This is a genomic window from Rhodococcus sp. G6(2025) (genome assembly GCF_058628105.1).
The window spans coordinates 3,283,110-3,306,030 of record NZ_CP179750.1 but is presented as its reverse complement, the minus strand read 5'-3'; the positions used below and the strand labels follow the sequence as shown (position 1 = coordinate 3,306,030).

The 22,921-nt window shown below is 69.0% G+C and carries 23 protein-coding genes; 5 read left to right on the top strand and 18 right to left on the bottom strand.

Features of this window, described 5'->3' with window-relative positions:
• The first annotated feature begins 24 nt into the window (after positions 1-24).
• A complete protein-coding gene (locus ACLIVD_RS15095; protein WP_283334756.1) occupies positions 25-624 on the top strand; it encodes a TetR/AcrR family transcriptional regulator in 600 nt (199 codons plus the stop codon).
• Between the two features lie 57 nt (positions 625-681).
• Positions 682-1,329 carry an FHA domain-containing protein gene (locus ACLIVD_RS15090; RefSeq protein ID WP_011598466.1) on the top strand — a complete coding sequence of 216 codons (648 nt, stop codon included), beginning with the start codon at positions 682-684 and terminating at the stop codon, positions 1,327-1,329.
• On the opposite strand, the gene ACLIVD_RS15085 is transcribed toward ACLIVD_RS15090, so the two are convergent.
• From ACLIVD_RS15085 to ACLIVD_RS15060, 6 genes are all read right to left on the bottom strand, one after another.
• The gene (locus tag ACLIVD_RS15085) at positions 1,330-2,292 is read right to left on the bottom strand and encodes an alpha/beta fold hydrolase (RefSeq protein WP_280784633.1); all 963 of its coding nucleotides are present in this window, start codon (positions 2,290-2,292) and stop codon (positions 1,330-1,332) included.
• Positions 2,293-2,510: 218 nt separating this feature from the next.
• Positions 2,511-2,969 (bottom strand): Hsp20/alpha crystallin family protein, encoded by a 459-nt coding sequence (locus ACLIVD_RS15080; protein ID WP_280784632.1) that lies wholly within the window; start codon positions 2,967-2,969, stop codon positions 2,511-2,513.
• Positions 2,970-3,236: 267 nt separating this feature from the next.
• The gene (locus ACLIVD_RS15075; protein ID WP_105419310.1) at positions 3,237-3,530 is read right to left on the bottom strand and encodes a hypothetical protein; all 294 of its coding nucleotides are present in this window, start codon (positions 3,528-3,530) and stop codon (positions 3,237-3,239) included.
• A 129-nt stretch (positions 3,531-3,659) separates the two neighbouring features.
• Entirely contained in the window at positions 3,660-4,073 is a 414-nt protein-coding gene (locus ACLIVD_RS15070) for a hypothetical protein (protein ID WP_105419312.1), read from the bottom strand.
• Between the two features lie 136 nt (positions 4,074-4,209).
• Complete coding sequence (locus ACLIVD_RS15065; protein ID WP_491932643.1) at positions 4,210-5,940, bottom strand: acyl-CoA dehydrogenase family protein; 1,731 nt, start codon at positions 5,938-5,940, stop codon at positions 4,210-4,212.
• Between the two features lie 68 nt (positions 5,941-6,008).
• On the bottom strand, positions 6,009-7,754 hold the full coding sequence (locus tag ACLIVD_RS15060; protein WP_491932641.1) for a proline--tRNA ligase: 1,746 nt from the start codon (positions 7,752-7,754) through the stop codon (positions 6,009-6,011).
• Positions 7,755-7,810: 56 nt separating this feature from the next.
• Between ACLIVD_RS15060 and yaaA the strand changes: the two genes are divergently transcribed.
• The gene (yaaA, locus tag ACLIVD_RS15055) at positions 7,811-8,554 is read left to right on the top strand and encodes a peroxide stress protein YaaA (protein WP_283334759.1); all 744 of its coding nucleotides are present in this window, start codon (positions 7,811-7,813) and stop codon (positions 8,552-8,554) included.
• A 50-nt stretch (positions 8,555-8,604) separates the two neighbouring features.
• On the opposite strand, the gene ACLIVD_RS15050 is transcribed toward yaaA, so the two are convergent.
• The 4 genes from ACLIVD_RS15050 to ACLIVD_RS15035 are packed head-to-tail and all read right to left on the bottom strand — an operon-like array spanning position 8,605 to position 12,074.
• A complete protein-coding gene (locus ACLIVD_RS15050; protein ID WP_037245669.1) occupies positions 8,605-8,991 on the bottom strand; it encodes a universal stress protein in 387 nt (128 codons plus the stop codon).
• Positions 8,988-10,547, bottom strand: coding sequence for a tripartite tricarboxylate transporter permease (locus tag ACLIVD_RS15045; RefSeq protein ID WP_280784628.1), 1,560 nt, complete (start codon positions 10,545-10,547; stop codon positions 8,988-8,990). Before ACLIVD_RS15045 ends, ACLIVD_RS15050 begins: the two co-directional genes overlap by 4 nt.
• A 1-nt stretch (position 10,548) precedes the next feature.
• Positions 10,549-11,088: a tripartite tricarboxylate transporter TctB family protein gene (locus ACLIVD_RS15040; protein WP_280784627.1), complete on the bottom strand. Its 540-nt coding sequence runs from the start codon at positions 11,086-11,088 to the stop codon at positions 10,549-10,551.
• Entirely contained in the window at positions 11,085-12,074 is a 990-nt protein-coding gene (locus tag ACLIVD_RS15035) for a Bug family tripartite tricarboxylate transporter substrate binding protein (RefSeq protein WP_491932640.1), read from the bottom strand. The genes ACLIVD_RS15040 and ACLIVD_RS15035 overlap by 4 nt, the downstream gene beginning before the upstream one ends.
• 67 nt (positions 12,075-12,141) lie before the next feature.
• On the opposite strand from ACLIVD_RS15035, the gene ACLIVD_RS15030 reads away from it, so the two are divergent.
• Positions 12,142-13,758, top strand: coding sequence for a sensor histidine kinase (locus ACLIVD_RS15030; protein ID WP_491932639.1), 1,617 nt, complete (start codon positions 12,142-12,144; stop codon positions 13,756-13,758).
• Between the two features lie 30 nt (positions 13,759-13,788).
• Entirely contained in the window at positions 13,789-14,463 is a 675-nt protein-coding gene (locus tag ACLIVD_RS15025) for a response regulator (RefSeq protein ID WP_025432363.1), read from the top strand.
• Between the two features lie 9 nt (positions 14,464-14,472).
• Here the strand turns inward: ACLIVD_RS15025 and ACLIVD_RS15020 are convergent, their stop codons facing one another.
• The 8 genes from ACLIVD_RS15020 to ACLIVD_RS14985 all read right to left on the bottom strand — a co-directional run bounded on the left by ACLIVD_RS15020 (position 14,473) and on the right by ACLIVD_RS14985 (position 22,869).
• The gene (locus ACLIVD_RS15020; protein WP_280784624.1) at positions 14,473-15,240 is read right to left on the bottom strand and encodes a trypsin-like serine peptidase; all 768 of its coding nucleotides are present in this window, start codon (positions 15,238-15,240) and stop codon (positions 14,473-14,475) included.
• A gap of 60 nt (positions 15,241-15,300) precedes the next feature.
• A complete protein-coding gene (locus tag ACLIVD_RS15015; protein ID WP_105419330.1) occupies positions 15,301-15,672 on the bottom strand; it encodes a glyoxalase superfamily protein in 372 nt (123 codons plus the stop codon).
• A 56-nt stretch (positions 15,673-15,728) separates the two neighbouring features.
• On the bottom strand, positions 15,729-17,162 hold the full coding sequence (locus ACLIVD_RS15010) for an MFS transporter (protein WP_491932882.1): 1,434 nt from the start codon (positions 17,160-17,162) through the stop codon (positions 15,729-15,731).
• A gap of 101 nt (positions 17,163-17,263) precedes the next feature.
• The gene (gene cobA, locus ACLIVD_RS15005; RefSeq protein WP_491932637.1) at positions 17,264-18,490 is read right to left on the bottom strand and encodes a uroporphyrinogen-III C-methyltransferase; all 1,227 of its coding nucleotides are present in this window, start codon (positions 18,488-18,490) and stop codon (positions 17,264-17,266) included.
• Positions 18,491-18,537: 47 nt separating this feature from the next.
• The gene (locus ACLIVD_RS15000; RefSeq protein ID WP_477954266.1) at positions 18,538-18,918 is read right to left on the bottom strand and encodes a cobalamin biosynthesis protein; all 381 of its coding nucleotides are present in this window, start codon (positions 18,916-18,918) and stop codon (positions 18,538-18,540) included.
• Positions 18,911-20,311, bottom strand: coding sequence for a cobyrinic acid a,c-diamide synthase CobB (locus ACLIVD_RS14995; RefSeq protein ID WP_491932636.1), 1,401 nt, complete (start codon positions 20,309-20,311; stop codon positions 18,911-18,913). Before ACLIVD_RS14995 ends, ACLIVD_RS15000 begins: the two co-directional genes overlap by 8 nt.
• Entirely contained in the window at positions 20,305-20,919 is a 615-nt protein-coding gene (cobO, locus tag ACLIVD_RS14990) for a cob(I)yrinic acid a,c-diamide adenosyltransferase (protein WP_009479778.1), read from the bottom strand. Before cobO ends, ACLIVD_RS14995 begins: the two co-directional genes overlap by 7 nt.
• 36 nt (positions 20,920-20,955) lie before the next feature.
• Entirely contained in the window at positions 20,956-22,869 is a 1,914-nt protein-coding gene (locus tag ACLIVD_RS14985; RefSeq protein ID WP_491932635.1) for a magnesium chelatase subunit D family protein, read from the bottom strand.
• Positions 22,870-22,921: the final 52 nt, after the last annotated feature.

Here is a 22,921-nt window from a genome sequence, read left to right as displayed (position 1 = left end):
GTAATCGACTGATAACATGTCAACATGGCATCGCCCGTGAAACAGACCCGCATGAGCGCGACCGAACGTCGCGAACTCGTCCTGGCCGCCGCCTCCCGCGCGTTCGCCAGGGACGGCTATCACGGCACCAGCACCGACGCCGTCGCACGCGAGGCGGGCGTGTCCCAGCCCTACGTGGTGCGCATGTTCGGTTCGAAGTCGCGGCTGTTCGCCGACGTCTTCGACCGCGCGATGCGTCGGATCATGGACACCTTCGAGCCGTACTTCGACGATGTCGCCGCCGCCCCGGAGAACGACGAGCCGTGGCTCCCGATGGGCATCGCGTACGCCGAACTGCTCGAGGACCGCGACCTCCTGCTCGTGATGATGCACGGCTTCACCTCCGGCGCGAACCCGGAGATCGGCGCGCTGGCCCGCGACTGGATGTCCCGGCTCTACACGCAGATCCGCACGCGCACCGGGTGCAGCCCGGAACGGGCGCGCATCTTCATCGCCAACGGAATGCTCCTCAACACCCTGCTCGCCATGCAGGTACCCGAGCATGCCGGGCAGGATCCGGCGCTCGAGGAGCTCGCCGTGTGCGCGTTCGGCAGCACCCTGGACGCCGCGGGCTCCGAGAACTGATCCGTGATCGGCGATTTCCGCTCTTGATCTTGCTCAGAGGACACGCGGCGGGGCACGATGGAAGCGTGCCGAAGGGGTGTCGCCGTGGACCGAGCCGTTGAGTCTCGACTGAGTTATTCCGACCGGGAGGGTCACCACCACACCGTGGACCTCTCCCCCACTTCCGCGCGCGTCACGATCGGACGGTCGCCCGGTTCCGATCTGCTCCTCACCGAGGACGACGAGGTCTCACGTCTCCATGCCGTCCTCGAATGCGTCGGCTCGCACTGGACCATCCTCGACGACGGGCTCTCCCGCAACGGCACCTTCGTCAACGGCGAGCGTCTCGCGGGGCGTCGGCGGCTCCGCCAGGGCGACAGCATCCGCATCGGGGGAACGAAGATCCGGTACCTGGAATTCGGCGGCTCTCTCGACGAGGCCACCCGGATGGGCACCGACATGCCCGATGTCCGGTCCCTCACCGACACCCAGCGGGCGGTCCTCACGGCACTGTGCCGGCCGTACAAGCACGGCGCCGCGTTCGCGAATCCGGCGTCGAATCAGCAGATCGCCCAGGAACTGTTTCTCAGTGTCGACGCTATCAAGACTCACCTCCGGGCGTTGTTCGCGAAGTTCGGCGTCGGCGATCTCCCGCAGAATCAGAAGCGGGTCAGCCTGGCCGAACGGGCCATGCGCAGCGGCATCATCAACGAGCGCGATCTCTGATCAGCCGACGGCCATCAGTTCGCGGTCGAAAGCGGCAGTCTCACCGTGTGCGATTCGCTCGACGAGGCCGATGATCGCGAGTGCGACGTCGGCGGCACGTTCGAGGATCACCGAGTGGCCGGCCCCGTCGACGCTCACGAGTTCCGAGGCGGGGAGCTTCGAGGCCATCGCGACGGAATGCTGGAGCGGGGTGAGCATGTCCACCGAGCCGCACAGGATCAGCGACGGAATGTGAGCCAGCGCGGCGAGGGAATGCCGCTCGTCGAACCCGAGCAGGGATTCGAGGAAGCTCGACATGGTGACGACGGACGTGGTGTTGGCCATGGCCGCGACCAGCGCCGCCAGGCGAGGATCGACGACCCGGTTGCGGGCGCCTGCCGCACGGGCGATCGCCGTGCAGACGGTGCGTCCCACGCGCTTCGATCCGTGCACGACCCGGGGTGCCCGGCGCACCGCGGTGCGGAACAGCGACACCGCGGGGCTCCGCAGGTGCCGTCCGAGACCGGCCTCGGCGAGATCGCACGCCGCGGTGGAGATCAGGGCCATGCCGACGATCCGCGAACCGATCGTGTGCGGGTTCTGCCGGGTGTAGGACAGCGCGGTCATTCCGCCCATCGAGTGCCCGACGAGGACGACCGGGCCATGCGGTGCGACGGCATCGAGCACGGAGCCGAGGTCGCGGCCGAGCTGATCGATCGTGTAGGTGGCTGCCGGCGCCTCCCCGGACTCGCCGTGTCCGCGGTGATCGTAGAAGACCATGCGAACGTCGTTGCGCCAGAAGCGGACCAGCTGCTTGCGCAGCGCCCACCAGGACTCGGTGCGCAGGCAGTGACCGTGAACGAACACCACTGTGGTGGCTGCGTCGGGCGAACCGAACTCGCGAACCGCGAGTGCGATCCCGTCGTCGGTCCTGACCGTGAGGCGCCGGCCCTCGTGCTCGTGTGCAACCGGGGTGTTCGTCATGATGGCCTCCTCGGTTTCTTCGCTCGCGGCTGGTGAAGCGTTACGTTCTTGCTTGTTCTCTCTACTGTGCCGCGCACGGTCCGACCCGACCAGGACCCCCAGTGGTGGCCGGTGCACCCGGAGGTGTTGCCCTTTCCACCCCTGGGGTGGGTGGACGTGGGCACGCCGAAGCCCCCTCGTCGAGGGGGCTTCGACACAGCAGATGTTCCGCTGCAGCGTCAGTCCGTCTCGCTCGCGGGACCCGCCTCGATCGTGCGATGCTCGCCGGTTCCGAGGCTGGAGACCTCGATCCGCCGCGGCTTCGCCCGTTCGGCGAGCGGGATGGTCACGCTCAGGACACCGTTCTCGTAGGACGCCGAGATGCGGTCCGGGTCGACGCCGTCGCCGAGCGACAGCTGGCGCCGGAACGTTCCGCTGAACCGCTCGGACGCGATCCACTGCACGTTCTCCTCGGACGGCGCGCTGCGATGAGCCGTCAGGGTGAGCGTGCCGTTGTCGACACTGACGTCGACGGAACCCGGATCGACGCCCGGCAGGTCGGCGTGCAGGACGTAGTGGTCGTCGACCTTGTACAGATCCATCGGCATGAATCGCGGGACCCGTGCGGTTCCGGTTTCCGTGCCGAGCAGACTCTTGGTCATGGATTCGAGGTCGTTGAAAGGATCGAAGCGAAGCACAGCAACACACCTCCCACATCACTCGAGGCGCCCGCCACCCCGACGGGCAGCCAGATTCACTGTGCATCGCTAATTTAGCACTCGGCACCCGAGAGTGCCAGTTCGAGAGGACCCCGGATTCTTCGCCTCGTGAGTTCCGGTTCCGGGGTCCTCGCCGCGACGAATCGACCTGTCCGGTCCGCTCGCGACTGGAGGGTATTCTCTACTGCCAGTTCAGAATGCGGCGCCCGGGCCGGCGCTACCAGGCACCCTGGGGTGCGAATCCCGTCACCCCCAGAGTTGCCCCTGGCCGCCGCCGAAGTCGTAGCCGCCGACATTCGCTCCGCCTGGGCCGGCCTTGATGCCGTCCACGGCGATCGGCCCGACATGCGGGCCGCCGATGTCGACATTGCCGCCCTGGGCGTTCTGTCCGGGGGCAACGGTACTGACGGAAGGGTCATCGGACGGGACGTCCGGGGCCGCCGACGCGATGCCGGCGCCCGCCGCGAGGACGAAGAACGCGGCCGCGACGGTGGCACCCGTGCGTGTGAGGACAGTGGAGAAGCCGAAGGACGTCGACATGGGAAGAACCTTTCACAGTGCGTGGTGCCGGGGAGGCGGGAAGGCGGTACAGGTGTGGCGCCGAGGGGCCGGCACCTGGCGGTGACGGCCCCTCGGGCTGTTCAGCAAGATCGAGCGATCACGACTCGGTCACCAGCAGAAGACGAATCCGCAGTTCTCGGTGTTTTCCGTGGTCGTCGTGTCGCCCGCACCTGCGCCTCCGTTTGCGGCGCCACCATTCGCATCCCCGGCGTTCCCTCCGTTGGCATCCCCGGCGTTGCCACCGTTGCCACCATTGCCGCCGTTGCCCGCGTTCTGGGGTCCGGTGGTCGTGCCCGGGCTGCCGATAACCGGACCGCCGAGGACGACGTTCCCACCGGAACCGTTGCCGCCGGCGCCGCCGGCGCCGCCCTGAGAGGTGCCACCGTTACCGCCCTGCGAGGTGCCGCCCGGCGCCGTGCCGCCGTTGCCACCCGGATCAGCCGAGGCGATTCCCGCTCCGGCTGTGAGGGCGAAGCCCGCGATGGCGAGAGCGGAAAGGGTGCGCTTGAGGGTGTGTGCCATGTGTGGATCTTTCTGTGGGGGTGGGGTTTTGCTTGCCACATAAGAATGCGCCGATCGCACCCACCGGAACAGGTACCCCAGGGGGCGCAACCGGCACCCCGAGGGATGACGCCACCCCACCCTCGTAGAGCCCTGTCTACGGCCGCATTTCGTAGGCGCCGTCGTAGTTCTCCACCTGTGCCCACACCCGCGCGAACCGCTCCGCGTCCACCACGGGACGGCGAATCGCACCGAGTGCCCACTTCTGCTGCGCCTCGGTGGCGGACGATTTACCGTGCAGCGCAACGGCATACCCGGAGAAATCGCGGATCTGGAAGTCGAAGATCTGGTCGATCAGATCACGGTCGATACCGGCGATCGCGGCCTGCTCGAGAATCAGGTGCCCGTAGACCACGAGCGAGAACAGGTGCCCGAGGTCGAGCAGGAAGTCGAGATCCTTCTGCTGGGCCGCGTCGGGCGGGGCGGTGGTGAGCAGTTCCCTCAGCGCGGTCGCCTGCTCGTGGAACCGGGACACGTTGGGGACGTCCGAGTGCGCCTCGTAGGTCTTCGTCCAGTCGTGGAACTGAATCCTGCCGGCGCCGCGGGTCGGGCCCTGCGCCCAGAAGAAGGCATCGTCGGCGGCGTCGAGCCGGGTGCCGATCTCCGGGTACTCGGCCGGGTTGAGCAGGTAGTTCGGCATGAACTTGAGGATGAGGCCGACGTTGACGTGCACCGTGCCCTCGAGCTTCGGCAGAGTGCCGATCAACTGGGCGGCCTCGCGGAAGTAGGTGTTCTTCTCGTAGCCCTTCGCCGCGATCACGTCGTGCAGGAGCGCGATCACCTTCTCCCCTTCGGAGGTGACCTTCGCCTTCGTCATCGGATTGAACAGCAGGTACCGGCGGTCGTCGAGACTCGCGCTGCGGAAGTAGTCGACGGAGCGCGCGCTGAACAGCTTCATCGCGATCAGCCGGCTGTAGGCGTCGACGAAGTTTCCGCGCACGTGCGCGAAGTCGGTGACGGGGTTGCCGTACAGAATCCTGTTGTGCGCGTGAGTGATCGACTCGTAGAACGCGTGCTCGGAGATCCCGATGGATCCTGTGCACAGGTTGAACTTGCCGACGTTGACCGTGTTGAGCGCCGCCTCGAACGCAGCCACCCCCGTATGGAGAATGTCCTCTTCCCGCACCGGGTAGTCCTTGAGCCGGAACGTGCTGACGTACATCTGGCCGTGCACCACATTACCCTGCAGGTGGTATGCCGGGTGGCGGCTGTCCGCGACGAAGAAGACGTACCCGTCGCTGCCCTCCACATCGGTGCGCCTGCCGAACACCGACACCATGCCCGCTACGTTGCCGTTGCCGATGTAGTACTTGTCGCCGCTCGCGGTGAACGCGAGATCCGGGTCGTTGTCGGCGGGGGTCAGCAGCATGTCCGTCGAGTAGACGTCCGCGCCGTGTTCCTTCTCCGACAGACCGAACGCCAGCACCCCGCCGTCGTCGAGGAGCTCCGCGGCCCGTTCCTTTGCGGCGCGGTTCCCGCTCATCCAGATGGGGCCGAGACCCAGGATGGTCACCTGCCACGCGTACCAGTACGCCAGACCGTAGAAACCGAAGATCTCACTGAGGGCGGCGTTGCGTGCGGCATCCCAGCGCTTGTCCGGATCGCCGCCCGCCAGGTCGGCGGGGGTGAGGAACTTCGCGAACAGCTTCTCCCGTTTCACGAACTCCAGGAAGTCGTCGGGCCACACGGCCTCGAGATCGTCCTCGAGCAGCCGCTTCTTGCCCCGCGACTCGAACCACTCGATCAGCGCCCGCAGCAGTCTGCGCGTCTCCGGATCGAAATGCTCGGGATCGTAGGAGGTCGGATCGAACAGCAGGGAATTCGTCACAGCAGGCCTTTCGTCCGGACGTGTCAGGCCAAGCTAACAGTCCGGACGAAAGGCGTGGGGCGGTTTGATCAGCCCCTGACGGTCTCGACGATCTCGCTCAGCGCGGACTCGGCGGCCACCTCGCGGCTCTCGCCGGTGAAGCGGTCGCGGACCTCCACCTTGCCCTCGCCCCAGCCGCGGCCGACGACCACGACGAGCGGGACACCGAGCAGTTCGGAGTCCTTGAACTTCACGCCGGGCGACGCCTTGCGATCGTCGAGGATCACCTCGAGACCGGCCTTGTCGAGTTCGGCGGCGAGCCCCTCGGCGCCTTCCCGGGCCGTCTCGTCCTTGTTGGCGATCACCACGTGCACGTCGGCGGGCGACACCTCGGCCGGCCAGCGGAGGCCCTTCTCGTCGTGGTGCTGTTCCGCGATCACGGCGACGAGGCGGGAGACGCCCACGCCGTAGGAGCCCATGGTCGGGCGGACGGGCTTGCCGTTCTCGCCGAGCACGTCCACGGAGAACACGTCGGTGTACTTGCGGCCGAGCTGGAAGACGTGACCGATCTCGATGCCGCGGGCCGCGACGAGCGCACCGGCGCCGTCGGGGGACGGGTCGCCGTCGCGGACCTCGGCGGCCTCGATGGTGCCGTCCGGGGTGAAGTCGCGGCCCGCGACGAGCCCCACCACGTGCTTGCCCTTCTCGTCGGCTCCGGTGATCCAGCTGGTGCCGTCGACGATGCGCGGGTCGACGAGGAAACGAACGCCGTTGGCTTGCAGCGCCTTCGGTCCGATATAGCCCTTGACCAGGAAGGGGTTGGCCGCGAAGTCGGCCTCGGTGAGCAGCTCGAACTCCGCGGGCTCGAGGGAGGCACCGAGACGCTTGTCGTCCACCTCACGGTCGCCGGGAACACCGATGCCGAGCAGTTCCCACTTGCCACCGGGCTGCCGGGTCTTGACCAGGATGTTCTTCAGGGTGTCCGCGGCGGTGACGGTCCAGCCCAGGTCGGCGCCGTTGGCCCAGTCGACGAGCGTCGCAATCGTGGGGGTGTCCGGGGTGTCGTGCACCTTCGCGGCGGGCAGACCGTCGAACGGCACCGGCTCGGGAGCCAGCGTCTTCACGGCCTCGACGTTGGCGGCGTAGCCCGACTCGAGGCAGCGGACGTAGGTGTCCTCACCGATCTCGCTCTCGGCGAGGAACTCCTCCGACGCGCTGCCACCCATCGCACCGGACGTCGCCGACACGATCACGTACTTCACGCCGAGCCGGCTGAAGATCCGCTCGTAGGCGTCGCGGTGCGCCCGGTACGACTCGGTGAGTCCTTCGTCGGTGAGGTCGAAGGAGTACGAGTCCTTCATGACGAACTCGCGGCCGCGGAGAATGCCGGCCCGCGGGCGCTCCTCGTCGCGGTACTTGGTCTGCACCTGGTACAGGGTGACCGGGAAATCCTTGTACGAGTTGTACTCGCCCTTGACGGTGAGCGCGAACAGTTCCTCGTGGGTGGGGCCGAGCAGGTAGTCGCCGCCCTTGCGGTCCTTCAGGCGGAACAGTCCGTCGCCGTACTCGGTCCAGCGGTTGGACGCCTCGTACGGTTCGCGCGGCAGGAGCGCGGGCAGGGAGATCTCCTGGGCACCGATGCCGTTCATCTCTTCCCGCACCACCCGCTCGACCTCACGCAGCACGCGCAGACCCAGCGGCAACCACGAGTAGACGCCGGGCGCGATGCGACGCACGTAACCGGCGCGGACGAGCAGCTTGTGGCTGGGGACCTCGGCGTCGGCGGGGTCGTCGCGCAGAGTGCGGAGGAACAGGTGGGACAGGCGGGTAATCACGGGATATCAGAATAGTCGGCTGGGACAGGGCCGGGCGCGTCGGTAGGGTTTCGTGCGTGCTGGTGCTACTTCCTCCCTCCGAAACCAAGTCCGACGGCGGCGCCGACGCGCCCCTCGACCTGGCCGAGCTGTCGATGCCGCAGCTCACCGAAACCCGCGAAGTGCTGGTCCAGGCGCTGGTCGCGCTGGCGGCGGACGGGGAGGCGTCGCAGCTCGCGCTCGGCCTCGGCCCCACCCAGGCCGACGAGATCGAGCGGAACGCCAAACTGTGGGTTTCCCCCACCCGGCCCGCACTCGAGCGCTACACCGGTGTGCTGTTCGACGCGCTCGACGCGAAGTCGTTCACCAAGGCCCAGAAGTCCAAGGCGCTGTCGCGGCTGGCGATGGGGTCCGCGCTGTTCGGTGCGGTGCGCGCGGGTGATCTGATCCCCGCCTACCGGCTGTCGGGCGGATCGAAGCTTCCCGGGATGGGCACTCTCCGGGCATTGTGGAAGCCGGAACTGAGCCGGGCGATCGCCGCGGAAGCGGACGGTCTCGTCGTCGACCTGCGGTCGGGGACGTACCAGCAACTCGGACCGATCCCCGAGGCCGTGATCGCCACCGTCCTCACCGAGAAGCCGGACGGCACCCGCACCGTCGTCAGTCATTTCAACAAGCACCACAAGGGTCTGCTGGCACGTGCGCTCACCGTCTCCCGCGCCGAACCCCAGGACGTGCGCGGGGTGGCACGGGTGGCGGCGAAGGCCGGCCTGCGCGTCGAGGTGGCGTCGGACCGCGAGCTGATCATCCTCACCGACTGACCTGTGAGTACTTATCAACCGCCCGCGGTTGATAAGTACTCACAGGGGCTTTATTCGGGCTTGACGGCCAGGACCGGTTTGCGGCAGGACAGCAGCAGGCGCTGGGCGGTGCTGCCCATCAGGAGCTTCCCGACCGGGGTGCGGTCGCGGATGCCGATCACGAGCAGTTCCGCGCTGGGCGCCGTCATGGCCTCGAGAATCACGTCGACGGTCTCGTCTCCCACGATCTGCCGGACCTCGTGGTCGACCCCGCTCGCGGCCAGCTTGCCTTCGAGTTCCTGGAGGTGCGCGTTGTCGGCGAACGACTGGTCGGCGAGGGAGTCGCCCTTCGAGGTGTTGATCACGAGCAGCGACGTCCCGCGCAGCTGCGCCTCCGCGACGCCGTGTTCGAGGGCGGCCCCTCCGAACTGATCGGGGGTGTATCCGACGACGATCATGCGTGTGCCTTCTCTCTGGTGTCGGTGGAGTCGCCACCGGCCGGTCCGTCGGGGAAATCGGGCGACGCGACGGGGTAGTGCGCGCGGACGACCTTGGCGACGAGGGGTGCGATGAGGAGCACTGCGATCACGATATAGACGATGATCGCGACGGGCTCGGTGAACAGGCTGCCCCAGTCACCGCCACCGAGCTGCAGGCTCTGCCGCAGTTGCCGTTCGATGCGCGGTCCGAGGATGACGCCGATGATCAACGGCAGCACCGGCAGCCCGAACCTCCGCATCATCAGACCCATCAGCCCGAACGTCAGCAGCAGCGCGAGGTCGAGCCACTGGAGGTTGACGGCGAACGCGCCCAGCGCGGCGAAGAACAGGATGCCCGCGTAGAGGTAGGGCCGCGGTGTGCGGAGCAGCTTCGCCCACAGCGGTGCGAGCGGAAGATTGAGCACCAGGAGCAGGAAGTTGCCGATGAACAGGCTCGCGATCAGCGTCCAGATCAGCAGCGGTTCCTTCTCGAACAGTGTCGGGCCCGGCTGGATTCCGTACGACACGAAGGCCGTCAGCATGACCGCGGCCGTGGCGTTGGTCGGCAGACCCAGCGACAGCATCGGCACGAGTGTGCCCGCCGCCGACGCGTTGTTGGCCGCCTCCGGCCCGGCGACACCTTCGATGGCGCCCTTGCCGAATTCGTCCTTGTGCTTCGACAGTTTCTTCTCGGTGATGTAGGAGAGGAAGGTGGGCAGTTCGGCGCCGCCTGCGGGTAGTGCGCCGAACGGGAACCCGTAGGCGGTACCCCGCAACCACGGTTTCCACGAACGCTTCCAGTCCTTCTTGCCCATCCACGGCCTGCCGACGGGAATGACCTCGGCCGGCTTGCGGCGGAGGTGAGCGGCCACCCAGAGCGCCTCACCGAGTGCGAACACGGCGACCGCGACGACGACGATGTCGATCCCGTCGGACAGCTGCGGGATGCCGAACGTGGCACGCGGCTGGCCGGTGAGGAAGTCGATGCCGACCAATCCGATCGCGAGACCGAGCAGCAGCGAGATGCATCCGCGGAGCTTCGAGGTTCCGAGGACGGCCGTGACGGCCACGAGGGCGAGCAGCATGATCGCGAGGTAGGACGGGGCTCCGAGGGTGACCGCGAAACTCGACACCATGGGCGCGAACAGCACCAGGAGCATCGTGCCGATCGACCCGGCGACGAACGACCCGATCGCGGCGGTCGCCAGGGCCTGCGCGGCCCTGCCGGCTTTCGCCATCTTGTTGCCCTCGATCGCCGTGATCACCGACGACGACTCCCCCGGTGTGTTCAGCAGGATCGACGTCGTCGACCCGCCGTACATGCCGCCGTAGTAGATGCCGGCGAACATGATGAACGCGGCGCTCGGGCTGACGTTGTAGGTGACGGGCAGCAGGAGGGCCACGGTCATGGCCGGTCCGATGCCCGGGAGGACGCCGACCGCCGTGCCGAGGAGGACGCCGATGCACGCATACAGCAGATTCATGGGGGTGGCTGCTTGCTCGAACCCCTGCAGCAGCCAGTTCAAATTGTCCATGTCAGAGAATTCCGTCCAGAATGCCTGCGGGCAGCGGTATTCCGAGCCCGACGTAGAACGCGTAGAAGCTGCCGAATCCGAGCACGGCCCCGATCGCGATGTTCCGCACCCAGTGCCGGCTGCCCAGAATGGTTGCGGCCCCGGCGAACAGGACGGTGCCGATGATCGCCCAGCCCAGGAAGTCGACGAGCGCGATGGTCACCACGAACAACCCGACGAGCAGTCCCACCGTCTTCCAGTCACCCGGCGAGTCCGGATCGACGTCCTCGCCGCTGTCGGCTTCCCCGGTGGAGCCCCTCAGGATCGCGACGGCCAGCACCACGGCGAAGACCAGCAGTCCACCGCCGATGACGAGCGGGAACAGTCGCGGGCCCACCGGGTCGACCTTCGCGAAACCTTCGCTCAGCGACAGTGCGTCGACGATGAGGAAGACCCCGACCACGGCCATCACCGCGCAGACGATGAACTGTGCGTAGTCCCGCCGCTTCGGCGCCGGGGCCGTGTCCGCGGAGACGGCGGACGGTTCTGCGGGCGCGGTCATGTCAGCCCCAATTCGGCCAGGGTGGACGAGACCCGCTCGTCCTGGTCCCGGAGGAACTGCTCGAACTCCGGTCCCGTCGTGAAGGCGTCACTCCAACCGTTCTTCACCAGGGCCTCCTTCCATTCCGGTGTGTCGTGCAACTTTTGGAGCGCCTCGACCATGTCGGCCTTGGCGCCGTCGGACAGTCCGGGCGGCGCCAAGATTCCCCGCCAGTTGGTGAAGGTCAGGTCCACGCCGGCCTCCGTGAGCGTCGGCGCGTCGATACCCTCGACCCGCTCGTTCCCCGACACCGCGAGGACCCGGACCTGGCCGGCCTCGATCTGGTCGACGTACTCGCCGAGTCCCGACGTGCCTGCGGTGATCTTCTGGCCGAGAAGGGCCGTCAGCAGGTCGCCGCCGCCGTCGTAGGACACGTAGTTCACCGCGTTCGGGTCCACTCCCACCGCGCGCGCCGTCTCCATCGGAAACAGGTGGTCCGGGCCGCCGGGCGAGGAACCGCCGCCGATGGTGATCGACGCCGGGTCGGCGCGCCATGCGGCCACGAAGTCGTCGATGGTCTGCAGCGGCGAATCCGCGGGCACGAGGATGCCCTCCTGCTCCTCGACCACCTTGGCCAGCGCGGTGGCCTCGGAGACGCGTGCGGTGGATCCGTTGGTGTAGCCGGCGCCGACGACACCCAGGCCCATCATCATCATGAGGTCGTCGTTGCCGGCCTCGTTCATCAGCCTGGCCATTGCGACCGTTCCACCTGCGCCGATCACGTTGAAGACCTCGACGCGGCCGGTGATGCCCTCGTCTTCCATGATCTTCACCGCGGTCCGCGCCGTGAGGTCGTAGCCGCCGCCCGGACTGTTCGGAACCATCATCCGCACTCTGTGCAGGCCCTCGTCCTCGCCGCGGGTGATCCCGCAGCCGGCCACGAGGAGGCCTACGAGCGCGAGCAGGAGCAGCGCGCGTACCCTGCTCCCGCTACCTGTTCTCGACATCGTTCCTCATTTCGCCATGAATGTGATCTTCCGCAATACTGAACCTCAGGGGTGATGTACGTCACCTATGCGAACGAAACGGAACTTAAGTTCATTGTGGTCACCACTTCATCCCCGCGTGCGTAGCCTCGCGGGCCAGGTCCTGCTCCTCCAGCTCGTCGTCGTCGGCGTCGTGCTGCTCGCGGTTGCCGCCGTGTCGGTCCACCAGTCGACCGTGGAGTTCCGCGACCTCCAGGGGCAGCGCATGATCGCGGTGGCCGAGAACGTGGCGTCGACGCCGGTGGTGCGCGACCAGCTGTCGGACCGCTCGGTCGAGCGCGTGCTGGCGCCGGAGGTCGATCGCGCCGTCAACCTGTCGGGCGCCACACTCGCCGAGATCGTCGCGCCGAACGGGGCGGTGACCGTGTCGTCCGATCCGACGCGGCTCGGGGCGCCCGCGGAACTCGGCGCCAGCGATGTGATGACCGGGCGGGCCTGGTCGGGCGACGTGGACGTCGACGGACGCCGCGCCATCGTCGGTCACGTCCCGATCCTGTCCGCCACCGGGGACGTCCTCGCGGTCGTGACCGTCAGCGACGACTACCCGTCCGTCTGGGACCTGCTCAGCAGCGCGGGGGCGCGCCTGCTGTTGTATCTCGGAATCGGCGCCGGTCTCGGGCTTCTCGGCTCGTGGCTGCTGTCCCGCCGGATCAAGACCCACACCCGTGGACTCGAAATCGCCGAGATCGCAAGCCTTGCCGACCATCGCGAGGCCCTCTTGCACAGCATCCGCGAGGGTGTGGTCGCGGTGAACCCCGACGGGGTGATCACCGTGCTCAACGACAGCGCCCAGGAACTGCTCGACCTCACCGACGACGCCGTCGGCCGGCACGTCGACGACGTCGCGCTCGACCCCGCCGTCCGGCAGTACCTCCTCAACGGGGAGGACGGCCGCGACGTGGTGTTGTCGACGTCGTCGCGCATGCTCGCGCTGAGCCGGCGCGCGGCCACCAGCCAGGGGCACAAGATCGGCACCGTCACCACGATGCGCGACAGCACCGAACTGGCATCCATGCAGAGCCAGCTGTCCTCGCACAAGAGTGTCACAGACACCCTGCGGGCGCAGACGCACGAGTTCGCCAACCAGCTGCACACGATCTCGGGTCTGACGCAGCTCGGTGATTACGACGCCGTCACCGACTTCGTCGGCACCCTCACCCGCCGCCGAGCGGAGATCAGTGATGCTGTCACGCAACGCATCTCGGATCCGGCTGTCGCCGCGCTGCTGATCGCGAAGACGTCGCTCGCCGCCGAGACCGGGGTGTCGCTGACATTGGAACCCGACTCGCACCTACACGCCCTCGACCCCGAACTCGCCACCGACGTGATCACCGTCCTCGGCAACCTCATCGACAATGCCGTCGACGTGTCCGAGGGCGGCCGGGACGCGCGGATCTCGATCCGGATCACCGACGACGACGGCATCCTCATCGAGGTCGCCGATTCCGGCCCCGGAGTTCCCGAGACGATGCGGGAGGAGATCTTCTCGCGCGGTGTCACCTCGAAGCCGGGCACCCCCGGTGGCCGCGGAATCGGGCTCGCCCTGGTGCGTCTCGTCAGCTCCCAGCACGGCGGGTCCGCGGCCGTCTCGGACGCACCCGGCACCGGCGGTGCCTTGTTCACCGTCCACGTGCCGCGTAGCTAGACTCTCCGATCATGACGGGACGGCGTGGCGATGTATGAGGTCCTGGTCGTCGACGACGACTTCATGGTCGCGGAGATCCACCGCCGATTCGTCGACAAGACACCGGGGTTCACCACCGTCGGGGTGGCGCGGACCGCCGCCGAGGCCCTCGAATCGGTGCGGACCGCACACCCCGACCTCGTGCTCCTCGACGTGTACCTGCCGGACATGTCCGGCCTCGACGTCCTGCAACGACTGCGTGCGGAGGGCAACGCCGTCGGCGTCATCATGATCACCGCCGCCAGGGAGATCGACACCGTCAGCCGCGCACTGCACGGCGGCGCCTCCGATTATCTGGTCAAACCGTTCGACTACACGCAGCTGCAGGAGAAACTCGAGAACTTCCGCCGCCGTGCCCGGGCCCTCGAATCACAGTCCGGCGCAGACCAATCCCTGATCGACTCCCTGTTCGGCGGCAAGGGCAAGAATCCGGAACCGAGCCGGCTCCCGAAGGGGCTCAGCGCCGAAACCGGGCGCCTGGTGCTCGACATCCTGCGGTCGAAGGGCGAGCTGTCGTCGACCGAATGCGCCGAACTCGCCGGACTGTCCCGGGTCAGTGTGCGCCGTTACCTCGAGCACTACCTGTCCGAGGGACTGCTGGAGGTCCGGCTCGAATACGGGGGCGCCGGCAGGCCCGTCCGCCGGTACCGGCCTGCCCCGCGCTGACCCGGTTCGTCAGGATCGGGTGCAGGCGCCGGCGAGGGCGAACGGTGTCGAGTCGCCGGCATCACGGCGCTCCGCGCGGTCCAGCAGGGCGAGCGTTCCGGAACCGAACGTCGGCGAGTAGGACACCGAGTCGGTGCACCCGCCGTGGTCGAGGCCTCCGACGAGGGCGACGACCCGCGAACCCACGACCCACGGGCCTCCACTCGTTCCCTCGCCGAGACCGTCGCAGACCACCGTCGGATAGCTGTCCGTCGACGTGGTCGCGGCGGTGCACGACACCGGACCGTCCCCGAGGGTCGGATAGCCGGTCACCGCCACGGTGGTCGCGGGTTCCGGCGCGGACGCCAACTCGAATCCCCCACCGACCACCGATTCGACGGCCGCCGGCACGGTGGTTCCGCTCGGGGCCACCCGGAGCACGGCGTAGTCGTGCTCCGGGTCCTGCGACTCCAGCCATGCGGGGTCGACGTAGATCTGGGACACCGTCCACAGTCCGAACGGGGCCACGCCGCGGTCGAATCCGGGTGCGAACGACAGCGCGCCGCCGGACCCCGCGATGCAGTGCGCGGCGGTGAGGACGAGGTCGCCGTCCGCGCTGTCCAGAACCGATCCGGTGCAGACGTGGATGGGCGTGCCGGCCAGGAACAGCGGACCGACGCGAGGATCCGGTGCGTCGGATGCAGGCGCGGCGGCGGCCGATCCCCCGGCTACGCAGGCAGCGAGGAGCAGGCCCACCGCGGCTGCCCCCGTGACGGACGTGCGGGAGGGCGTGACCACAGGACAATCATGCCCCGCTCGTCGCGCGAGGGCAGGCCGATTTCCGCTACCCGCCGCGCGTCAGCTGCGCGGCGGAAGCTGCTGCAGCGCCCACTCGTTGCCGTCGGGGTCGGCAAAGTACACGAAGCGCCCCCACGCCAGGTCCTGTACGTCGCTGACGGGAACGCCGCGGGCGGACAGCTCGGCGTGGGCGGCGTCGGCGTCGTCGATGACGATCTGCAACCCGTGCACCGAGCCGGGCGGCGTGTCGACCAGGCCCTCGCCGACAGCGATCGAGCACGCCGACCCGGGCGGCGTCAGCTGGACGAACCGAACGTTCTCGTTCACGCGGTGGTCGTGGTCGACGACGAAGCCGACCTGGTCGGCGTAGAACGCCTTGGCCCGGTCCACGTCGGACACCGGCAGAATGATCAGCTCGATTTTGTAGTCCATGACCGGATGCTATAGACGGACTCCGACAACCGGGCCGAAACCGGACCGGACCGCGTTCACCCCTGCTGCGCGGCCTTCTCGGCGGCCTGCGCCTGCGCGACCTGTTGCGGGGTGAAGCGGATGAACAGCGCGGCCAGTCCCGCGATGAGGGCGCAGCCGGCACTGCCGACGAGGGCGAACGTGTACCCGTTGCCGAGCGCCTCGAGTTGCGTCGGATTCATGTCGGCGACCTTGCCGGAGATGCCGCCGAGGGACAGCGTGCGTGAGGTGGCCATCGCCCCGATGACGGCGAGGGCGAGGGGTCCGCCGAGGGTCTGCGCCACCTGGGCGATGGCGGCGAGCGGACCGATCTCCGTCTCCGACACACCGGCGATGGCGCACAGCGGGAGCGGGACGACGGCGAGTCCGACACCGAATCCGATACCGATGACCGGCACGAACAGGTTGCCGAGATAGGTGGCGGAACTGTCGAGAGTCGAGCCGTACAGCAGCCCGACCACCATGATCGCGGCGCCGGCGACCACGAGCCACCGGGGCTGGATCCGCACGGCGAGCTTGGACGCCACCGCGGCCGCGCCGCCGAGGCCGAACGCGAACGGGATGAACGCGAGGCCGGCCTCGAGGGGGCTGTAGCCGAGGATGTCCTGGACGAACAACGCGACGAACGCGGCGACCGTGAACATCACGGCACCGGCGAAGAAGATCGCGACGAGCGTCGCCACCCGGTTCTTGTCGCGGAAGAGGGAGAACGGCAGCAGCGGGTTGTCTGCGGTCCGTTCGACGTACAGGAATGCGCAGAACAGCAGCAGACCGGCGACGAGCGCACCGATCACGTACGGGCTCCCCCACCCGAGTTCCGGACCCTCGGTGAGCGCGAACACGACGCCCGTCGCCGCGACCGTGGCGAGGACCGCCCCGGGAACGTCGAGGGCCAGGCGCTCGCCCGCGGTCTCCTTCAATGCGACGAACGCGCACCCCACGATGACGACGCCGATGGGCACGTTGATGAGGAAGATCAGTCGCCACGACACCTCGGTGAGGGCGCCGCCGATGATCAGGCCGGCGATCGACCCGATGCCCGTCATGGCCGCGAAGATCGCGATGGCCTGGTTACGCGCAGGGCCGGCGGCGAACGTGGTCGCGACCAGAGCCAGCGCCGTCGGGGACGCCACCGCGGCGCCGACACCCTGAAGGAACCGGGCGGCGATCAGCATGAACTCGCCCACCGCGAGACCGCACAGCAGCGAGGCGACGGTGAACAGGGCGACACCGCCGACGAACATCTTCTTCCGGCCGAACGCGTCGCCGAGCCGTCCGCCGAGGAGCATGAGGCCACCGAACGCCAGCGCGTACGACGTCAGCACCCAGTTGCGGCCGCTGTCGCTGAGACCGAGATCGGCTTGCAGCGGCGCGAGCGCCAGGTTGGCGACGGTGCCGTCGAGGACCACCATCATCTGCAGCCCGCTGAGCACGATGATCGCAAGCCCCATCACGCGGGTGGCAGCGGGCGGATTCACCGTGGCTCTCGCCGCAGACTTGTTCGACGCCGACGCGCCTTCGGGTACTCGGGATTCAGACACGAGGGTTCACGTTACCCAGCGTCCACAGAAAACCCGGCCACCGGCCCGATGACCACGATGGCAGGCGGCCGGATCTGCTCTTCCTTCACCCGGGCGGCGACGGTCTGGAGATCGGCCCGCACCGTGCGCTGCGTGCGCAGCGTGCCCTCCTGGATGACCGTGACCGGTGTGTCCACCGGACGCCCACCCTCCATGAGGACCGTCGCGAACGCCTCGATGCGCTCGACGGCCATCAGCAACACGATCGTGCCCTTCAACCGGGCGAGTGCCGGCCAGTCGACGAGGGAATCCGGGTGGTCGGGGGCGACGTGACCGCTGACGACGACGAACTCGTGGGTGACGCCTCGATGAGTGACCGGGATGCCGGCGGCCGACGGCACCGAGATGGCACTGGTGATGCCGGGGACGACCGTGACGGGAACACCCGCCGCGGCGCACGCCTCGAGTTCCTCGTAGCCGCGGCCGAACACGTACGGGTCGCCGCCCTTGAGCCGCACCACGAACTTGCCTGCCTTGGCTCCGTCGATGAGGGCGGCGTTGATCGCCTCCTGCGCCATCGCACGGCCGTAGGGGATCTTCGCGGCGTCGATGACCTCGACGTCGGAGCCCAGTTCGGCGAGCAGTTCCGGCGGGGCGAGGCGGTCGGCGACCACGATGTCGGCGCGGGCGAGCAGTCGCCGGCCGCGGACGGTGATGAGGTCGGGGTCGCCCGGGCCGCCGCCCACCAGTGCGACACCGGCCGCCGGGTGGTCGGCGGTGTCGGCGACCGCACCGGATTGCAGGCCCTCGACGAGGGCGGTGCGCACTGCGGCGGAACGGCGGTGGTCGCCGCCCGCCAGCACGCCGATGCTCATCCCGTCGTAGCTTGCGCTCGCGGGTGTGACGGCGGTGCCGTAGCGGGCGTTGTCGGCTCGGACGCAGAAGACACGATTCCGCTCGGCCTCGGCGACGATCGCCGCGTTGGTGTCCGGTTCGTCTGTGCACGCGATGGCGTACCAGGCGTCGGCGAGGTCGCCGTCCCGGTATTCGCGAAGGTCCAGTGTGATCTGTCCCGCGGTGGCCATTCCCTCGACCGCCGGCGTGACCGCGCGGCTGATCAGGTGCACCCGCGCACCCGATGCGATCAGGAGCCCGAGCCTGCGCTGTGCCACTGTTCCGCCACCGACCACGACCACACGACGATCGGCCAAATTGAGTCCGACCAGGTAGTTGGTCTCGTCTCCGGTGGCAGCAGTCACGCGCTCTCCCCGTTTCTCCTGAAAATCCTGCACGTCTCGTCTCGAACCTACGAAACTTTACGGGCTGCCGCGACGACGACGCCATTCGCGGACCACTTGGTCACGATCAAGGGCCCGCCGCCCGCTCCGAGCACCGCCGCCGCTTCTGCGACGCTCGGCGATCCCGTCGCCGAGTGCACGCGGTCCGACGGGTTCGCCACCTCGACGGCGGCCAGTTCCCCCGCGGCGAATCCGCGGACGGCGACACCCAACGCTGCTGCCGCATCCCGGACAGCCGGCTCCGCGGCCTTCCGGTCGAGGGTGCACAGGCAGTCCAGTGTCGCGTCCGGACCCGGGTTCGCGGACGTCAGCACGTGCCGGACGGCGGCGAGGATGTCCGTGCTCCTCGCTGCCGCGCGGAATCCGACGCCGACGCAGACGTCACCCATGCGCGGCGAAGGTGCGGGCCGCGGCCACGAAACGGGTGATCGCCTCCGGGTGACCCGCAGGGTGCGTGTGCAGGTACGAGGCGTGCACGCCGCCGCGGACGAAACCCTCGCGCGCAGGGTCGCCGTCCCAGGGCCGCCAGCCCCAGGCCGGCGCGAAGCCGTCCGCCTCGGCCGCAGCGAGCGACGTGCGATGGAACTCGTGGCCGACCACCCGCTCACCCGCCGCGAAGAGGATGGAGTCCGTCACCGCCACCGCCTCGCGGTACCCGAGCGTGAGACGGGACCCGAACGAGGCGTCGACCCCGACCACGGAGGCCATCGCGTGCCCGTCGAGACTGCGGGCGAGGTAGAGCAGACCGGCGCACTCCGCATGGATCGGCGCCCCCGCCGTGGCGAGTTCGCGGATCTGCGTCAGGAGCGCGGAGTTTTCCGCGAGCGCGACGGCGTGCTCCTCGGGGAAGCCACCGGGCAGCACCACACCGCTCGTACCGGGCGGCAACGCGTCGTGCAGGGGGTCGAACGTGATCACGTCCGCACCGGCGGCGCCGAGGAGTTCGCGGTGTTCGGCGTACCCGAACGTGAACGCCCGGCCCCCGGCGATCGCCACGACCGGGCGCGGGCCGGGGAGAATCGGCCCGACCTCGGCGGCGGGGTCCCACACCGGCCCGTCTACCGCCGACGACGCGAGCGCGCGGATGGCAGGCAGGTCGAGGTGGCGGGCGGCCAATCGGGTCATCGCGTCGACGGCGGCCACCGCGTCGGCCCCGTGCTCCGCCGCCGGGATCAGCCCGAGGTGGCGGGACGGGACCTCCAGTTCGGCCATCCGCGGCACGGCACCGAGCACGGGGAGCCCGACGCGCTCGCATGCCTGTCGCAGCACCTGTTCGTGCCGCGGGCTTCCCACCCGGTTGAGAATCACACCGCCGATGCGGACCCCGGTGTCGTAGGTGGAGAAGCCGTGCAGGACCGCGGCCAGGCTCTGGCTGTGCCCGCGGGCGTCGACCACGAGCACGACCGGGGCGCCGAGCAGTGCCGCCACCTGGGCCGTCGATCCCTCGGCCGACGGTTCCTGCGACGCGGCGTCGATCTTGCCGTCGAACAGGCCCATGACGCCCTCGACGACCGCGAGGTCGCATCCCGAACTGCCGTGCCGGTACAGCGGGGCGATCCGCTGCGCGCCCACCATGACCGGGTCGAGATTGCGTCCCGGACGTCCGGCCGCGAGCCCGTGATATCCGGGGTCGATGTAGTCGGGGCCGACCTTGAACGGTGCCACCGTGCAGCCCGACTCACGGAGCGCTCCCACCAAACCGGTTGCGACAGTGGTTTTTCCGCTGCCCGATGCGGGAGCGGCGATGACCACCGCCGGCGCCGCGGGGAGCGTGGTCACCACTCGATGCCCCGCTGGCCCTTCCGGCCGGCGTCCATCGGGTGCTTGATCTTGGTCATCTCCGTCACCAGATCCGCGGCGTCGATCAGTGCCTGCGGGGCGTCGCGGCCCGTGATCACCACGTGCTGGTTGCCGGGCCGGTTCTGCAGGACCTCGACCACCTCGTCGACGTCCACCCACCCCCACTTCAGGGGATAGGTGAACTCGTCCAGCACGTAGAACCGGTGTTCCTCGGCCCCCAGCCGGCGGGCGATCTCGCGCCATCCTTCGGCGGCCGCGGCGGCGTGGTCTTCCTCGCTGCCGTGCTTGCGCGTCCACGACCAGCCCTCGCCCATCTTGTGCCACTGCACCGACCCACCGACACCGGTGTCCTCGTGCAGCTGGCCGAGGGCGCGGAAGGCTGCCTCCTCCCCCACCTTCCACTTGGCGCTCTTGACGAACTGGAACACCCCGACGTCGAATCCCTGATTCCAGGCACGCAGCGCCATGCCGAATGCCGCCGTCGACTTCCCCTTGCCCGGTCCGGTGTGGACCGCGAGCACGGGAGCGTTGCGTCGTTGACGTGTGGTGAGGCCGTCGTTCGGAACGTTCTCGGGAACACCCTTGGGCATGTGTCTTCTCTCTCCCCTACCGAAGCCGCGTCCGGATCACGCCGCGGCGCGGACGACGCCCGCGACCTGCTGCGCGGACAATTCACCGAGGCGCACGTAGCCGCCCCGCAGCCGGCGGGCCAGCTCCGCGGCCAGCCCGAGCCGGACCACGCCGGTCTCGCAGTCGACGACCACCGACGCGACCGAGCTGTCGGCGAGCAGTCCCGCGGCCACCTTGGCCCGGTGCAGTGCGTCCTTGCCGCCCGTCGCCCGCCCGTCGGTCAGTGCGACGACGAGGGCGCGGCGCTGCGGATCGCGGAGACGTTCCCGCAGCACGACCTCACGCGCGCGCAGGAATCCTTCTGCCAGTGGGGATTTGCCGCCCGTCTTCATTCCGCGCAGGCGACGGACGGCGATGTCCACCGAGGACGTGGGCGGCAGAACCAGTTCCGCGGCTCGTCCACGAACCGTGATCACCGCCACCTTGTCGCGGCGCTGGTAGGCGTCGCGCAGCAGTGAGACGACGGCACCGGTCACGGCGGACAATCGGTCACGGGCCGCCATCGACCCGGACGCGTCCACGACGAACACCACGAGGTTGCCCTCGCGGCCCTCGCGAATCGCCCCGCGCAGATCGGCGGAGTCCAGGATCATCCGGCCGGCGCTCCGGCCGCGGGCAACCTGCCGCTCAGCGGCGGCGAAGAGCGTGCCCACCAGGTGGAGTCCGTGCCCCTGTTCGGCGGTGGAGCGCACCGCGCGACCGCGGGACGAGCGCGAACGGGAACGCCGGCCCGGCGCGCCCTCGCCGACTCCGGGTACCTCGAGGAGCTTGGTGGTGAACTGGGTGCCGGTCGGTCCCGCCGGGCGTTCCGGGGGTGCCGGAGCGCCGCCTCCGGGCCCGTCGGGATCGTCGGGCCCCTCGGGGTCGGTGTCCCCGCCGTCCGGTCCGGGCGGGGTGCCGGGCGGAGTTCCCGGCTCCTGCTCCGGCGGTTCCTCGGCACCGGACCTGGCGTCTTCGTCGGCCTGACGGAGAGCGTCGTCGAGCTGCTGTTCATCGAGGCCGGGTTCGTCGAACGGATCCCGGCGGCGGCGGTGCGGCAAGGTCAGCTCGGCGGCGACCCGCACGTCCTCCGCCGTGACGGCGCCTGCGCCCCGCCATGCGGCGTGCGCGGTCGCGGTCCGGGCGAGGACGAGATCGGCGCGCATGCCGTCCACGTCGAACGACGCACAGAGAGAAGAGATTCGGCGCAACTCGACGTCGTCGAGCTCGACGGAGTCGAGCCGGTCGCGGGCCTCGAGGATGGCGGCCGCCAGGGCGGCGTCCTGCTCGGCGTAGCGCTCGGCGAACCGTGCCGGGTCACGCTCGAAGTCGAGGCGCCGCCGGACCACCTCCATGCGCACGTCCACCTCCCGCGACGCGGCGACGTCGACGGCCAGCCCGAACCGGTCGAGGAGCTGCGGCCGGAGCTCGCCCTCCTCCGGGTTCATCGTGCCGACCAGCACGAATCGGGCGGCGTGCGAGTGCGAGATGCCGTCACGCTCGATGTGAACGCGGCCCATCGCCGCCGCGTCGAGGAGCACGTCGACCAGATGGTCGTGCAGAAGATTGACCTCGTCGACGTACAGGACACCCTGATGGGCGGCCGACAGCAGCCCGGGTTGGAACGCGCGCTCACCGTCGCGCAGGACCTTCTCGAGATCGAGGGAACCGACGACGCGGTCCTCCGTGGCTCCGACCGGCAGTTCGATCAGTCGCGCCGGGCGCGTCCCGTTCTCGTCGTGCACCGCGGGCAGCAGTGCGGTGAGAGCACGGACCACCGTCGACTTGGCCGTCCCCTTCTCACCGCGGACGAGAACACCGCCGATACCGGGGTGGACCGCGCAGAGGATGAGGGCGAGGCGCAACCGGTCCTGACCGACCACCGCACTGAACGGGAATCCCCACGAAAAGTCGGGTCGAACCTGGTCCACTTCACGATCCGTACGCACGCTGCATCCCTTCACGTCCCGGTTTCCTCGCCGA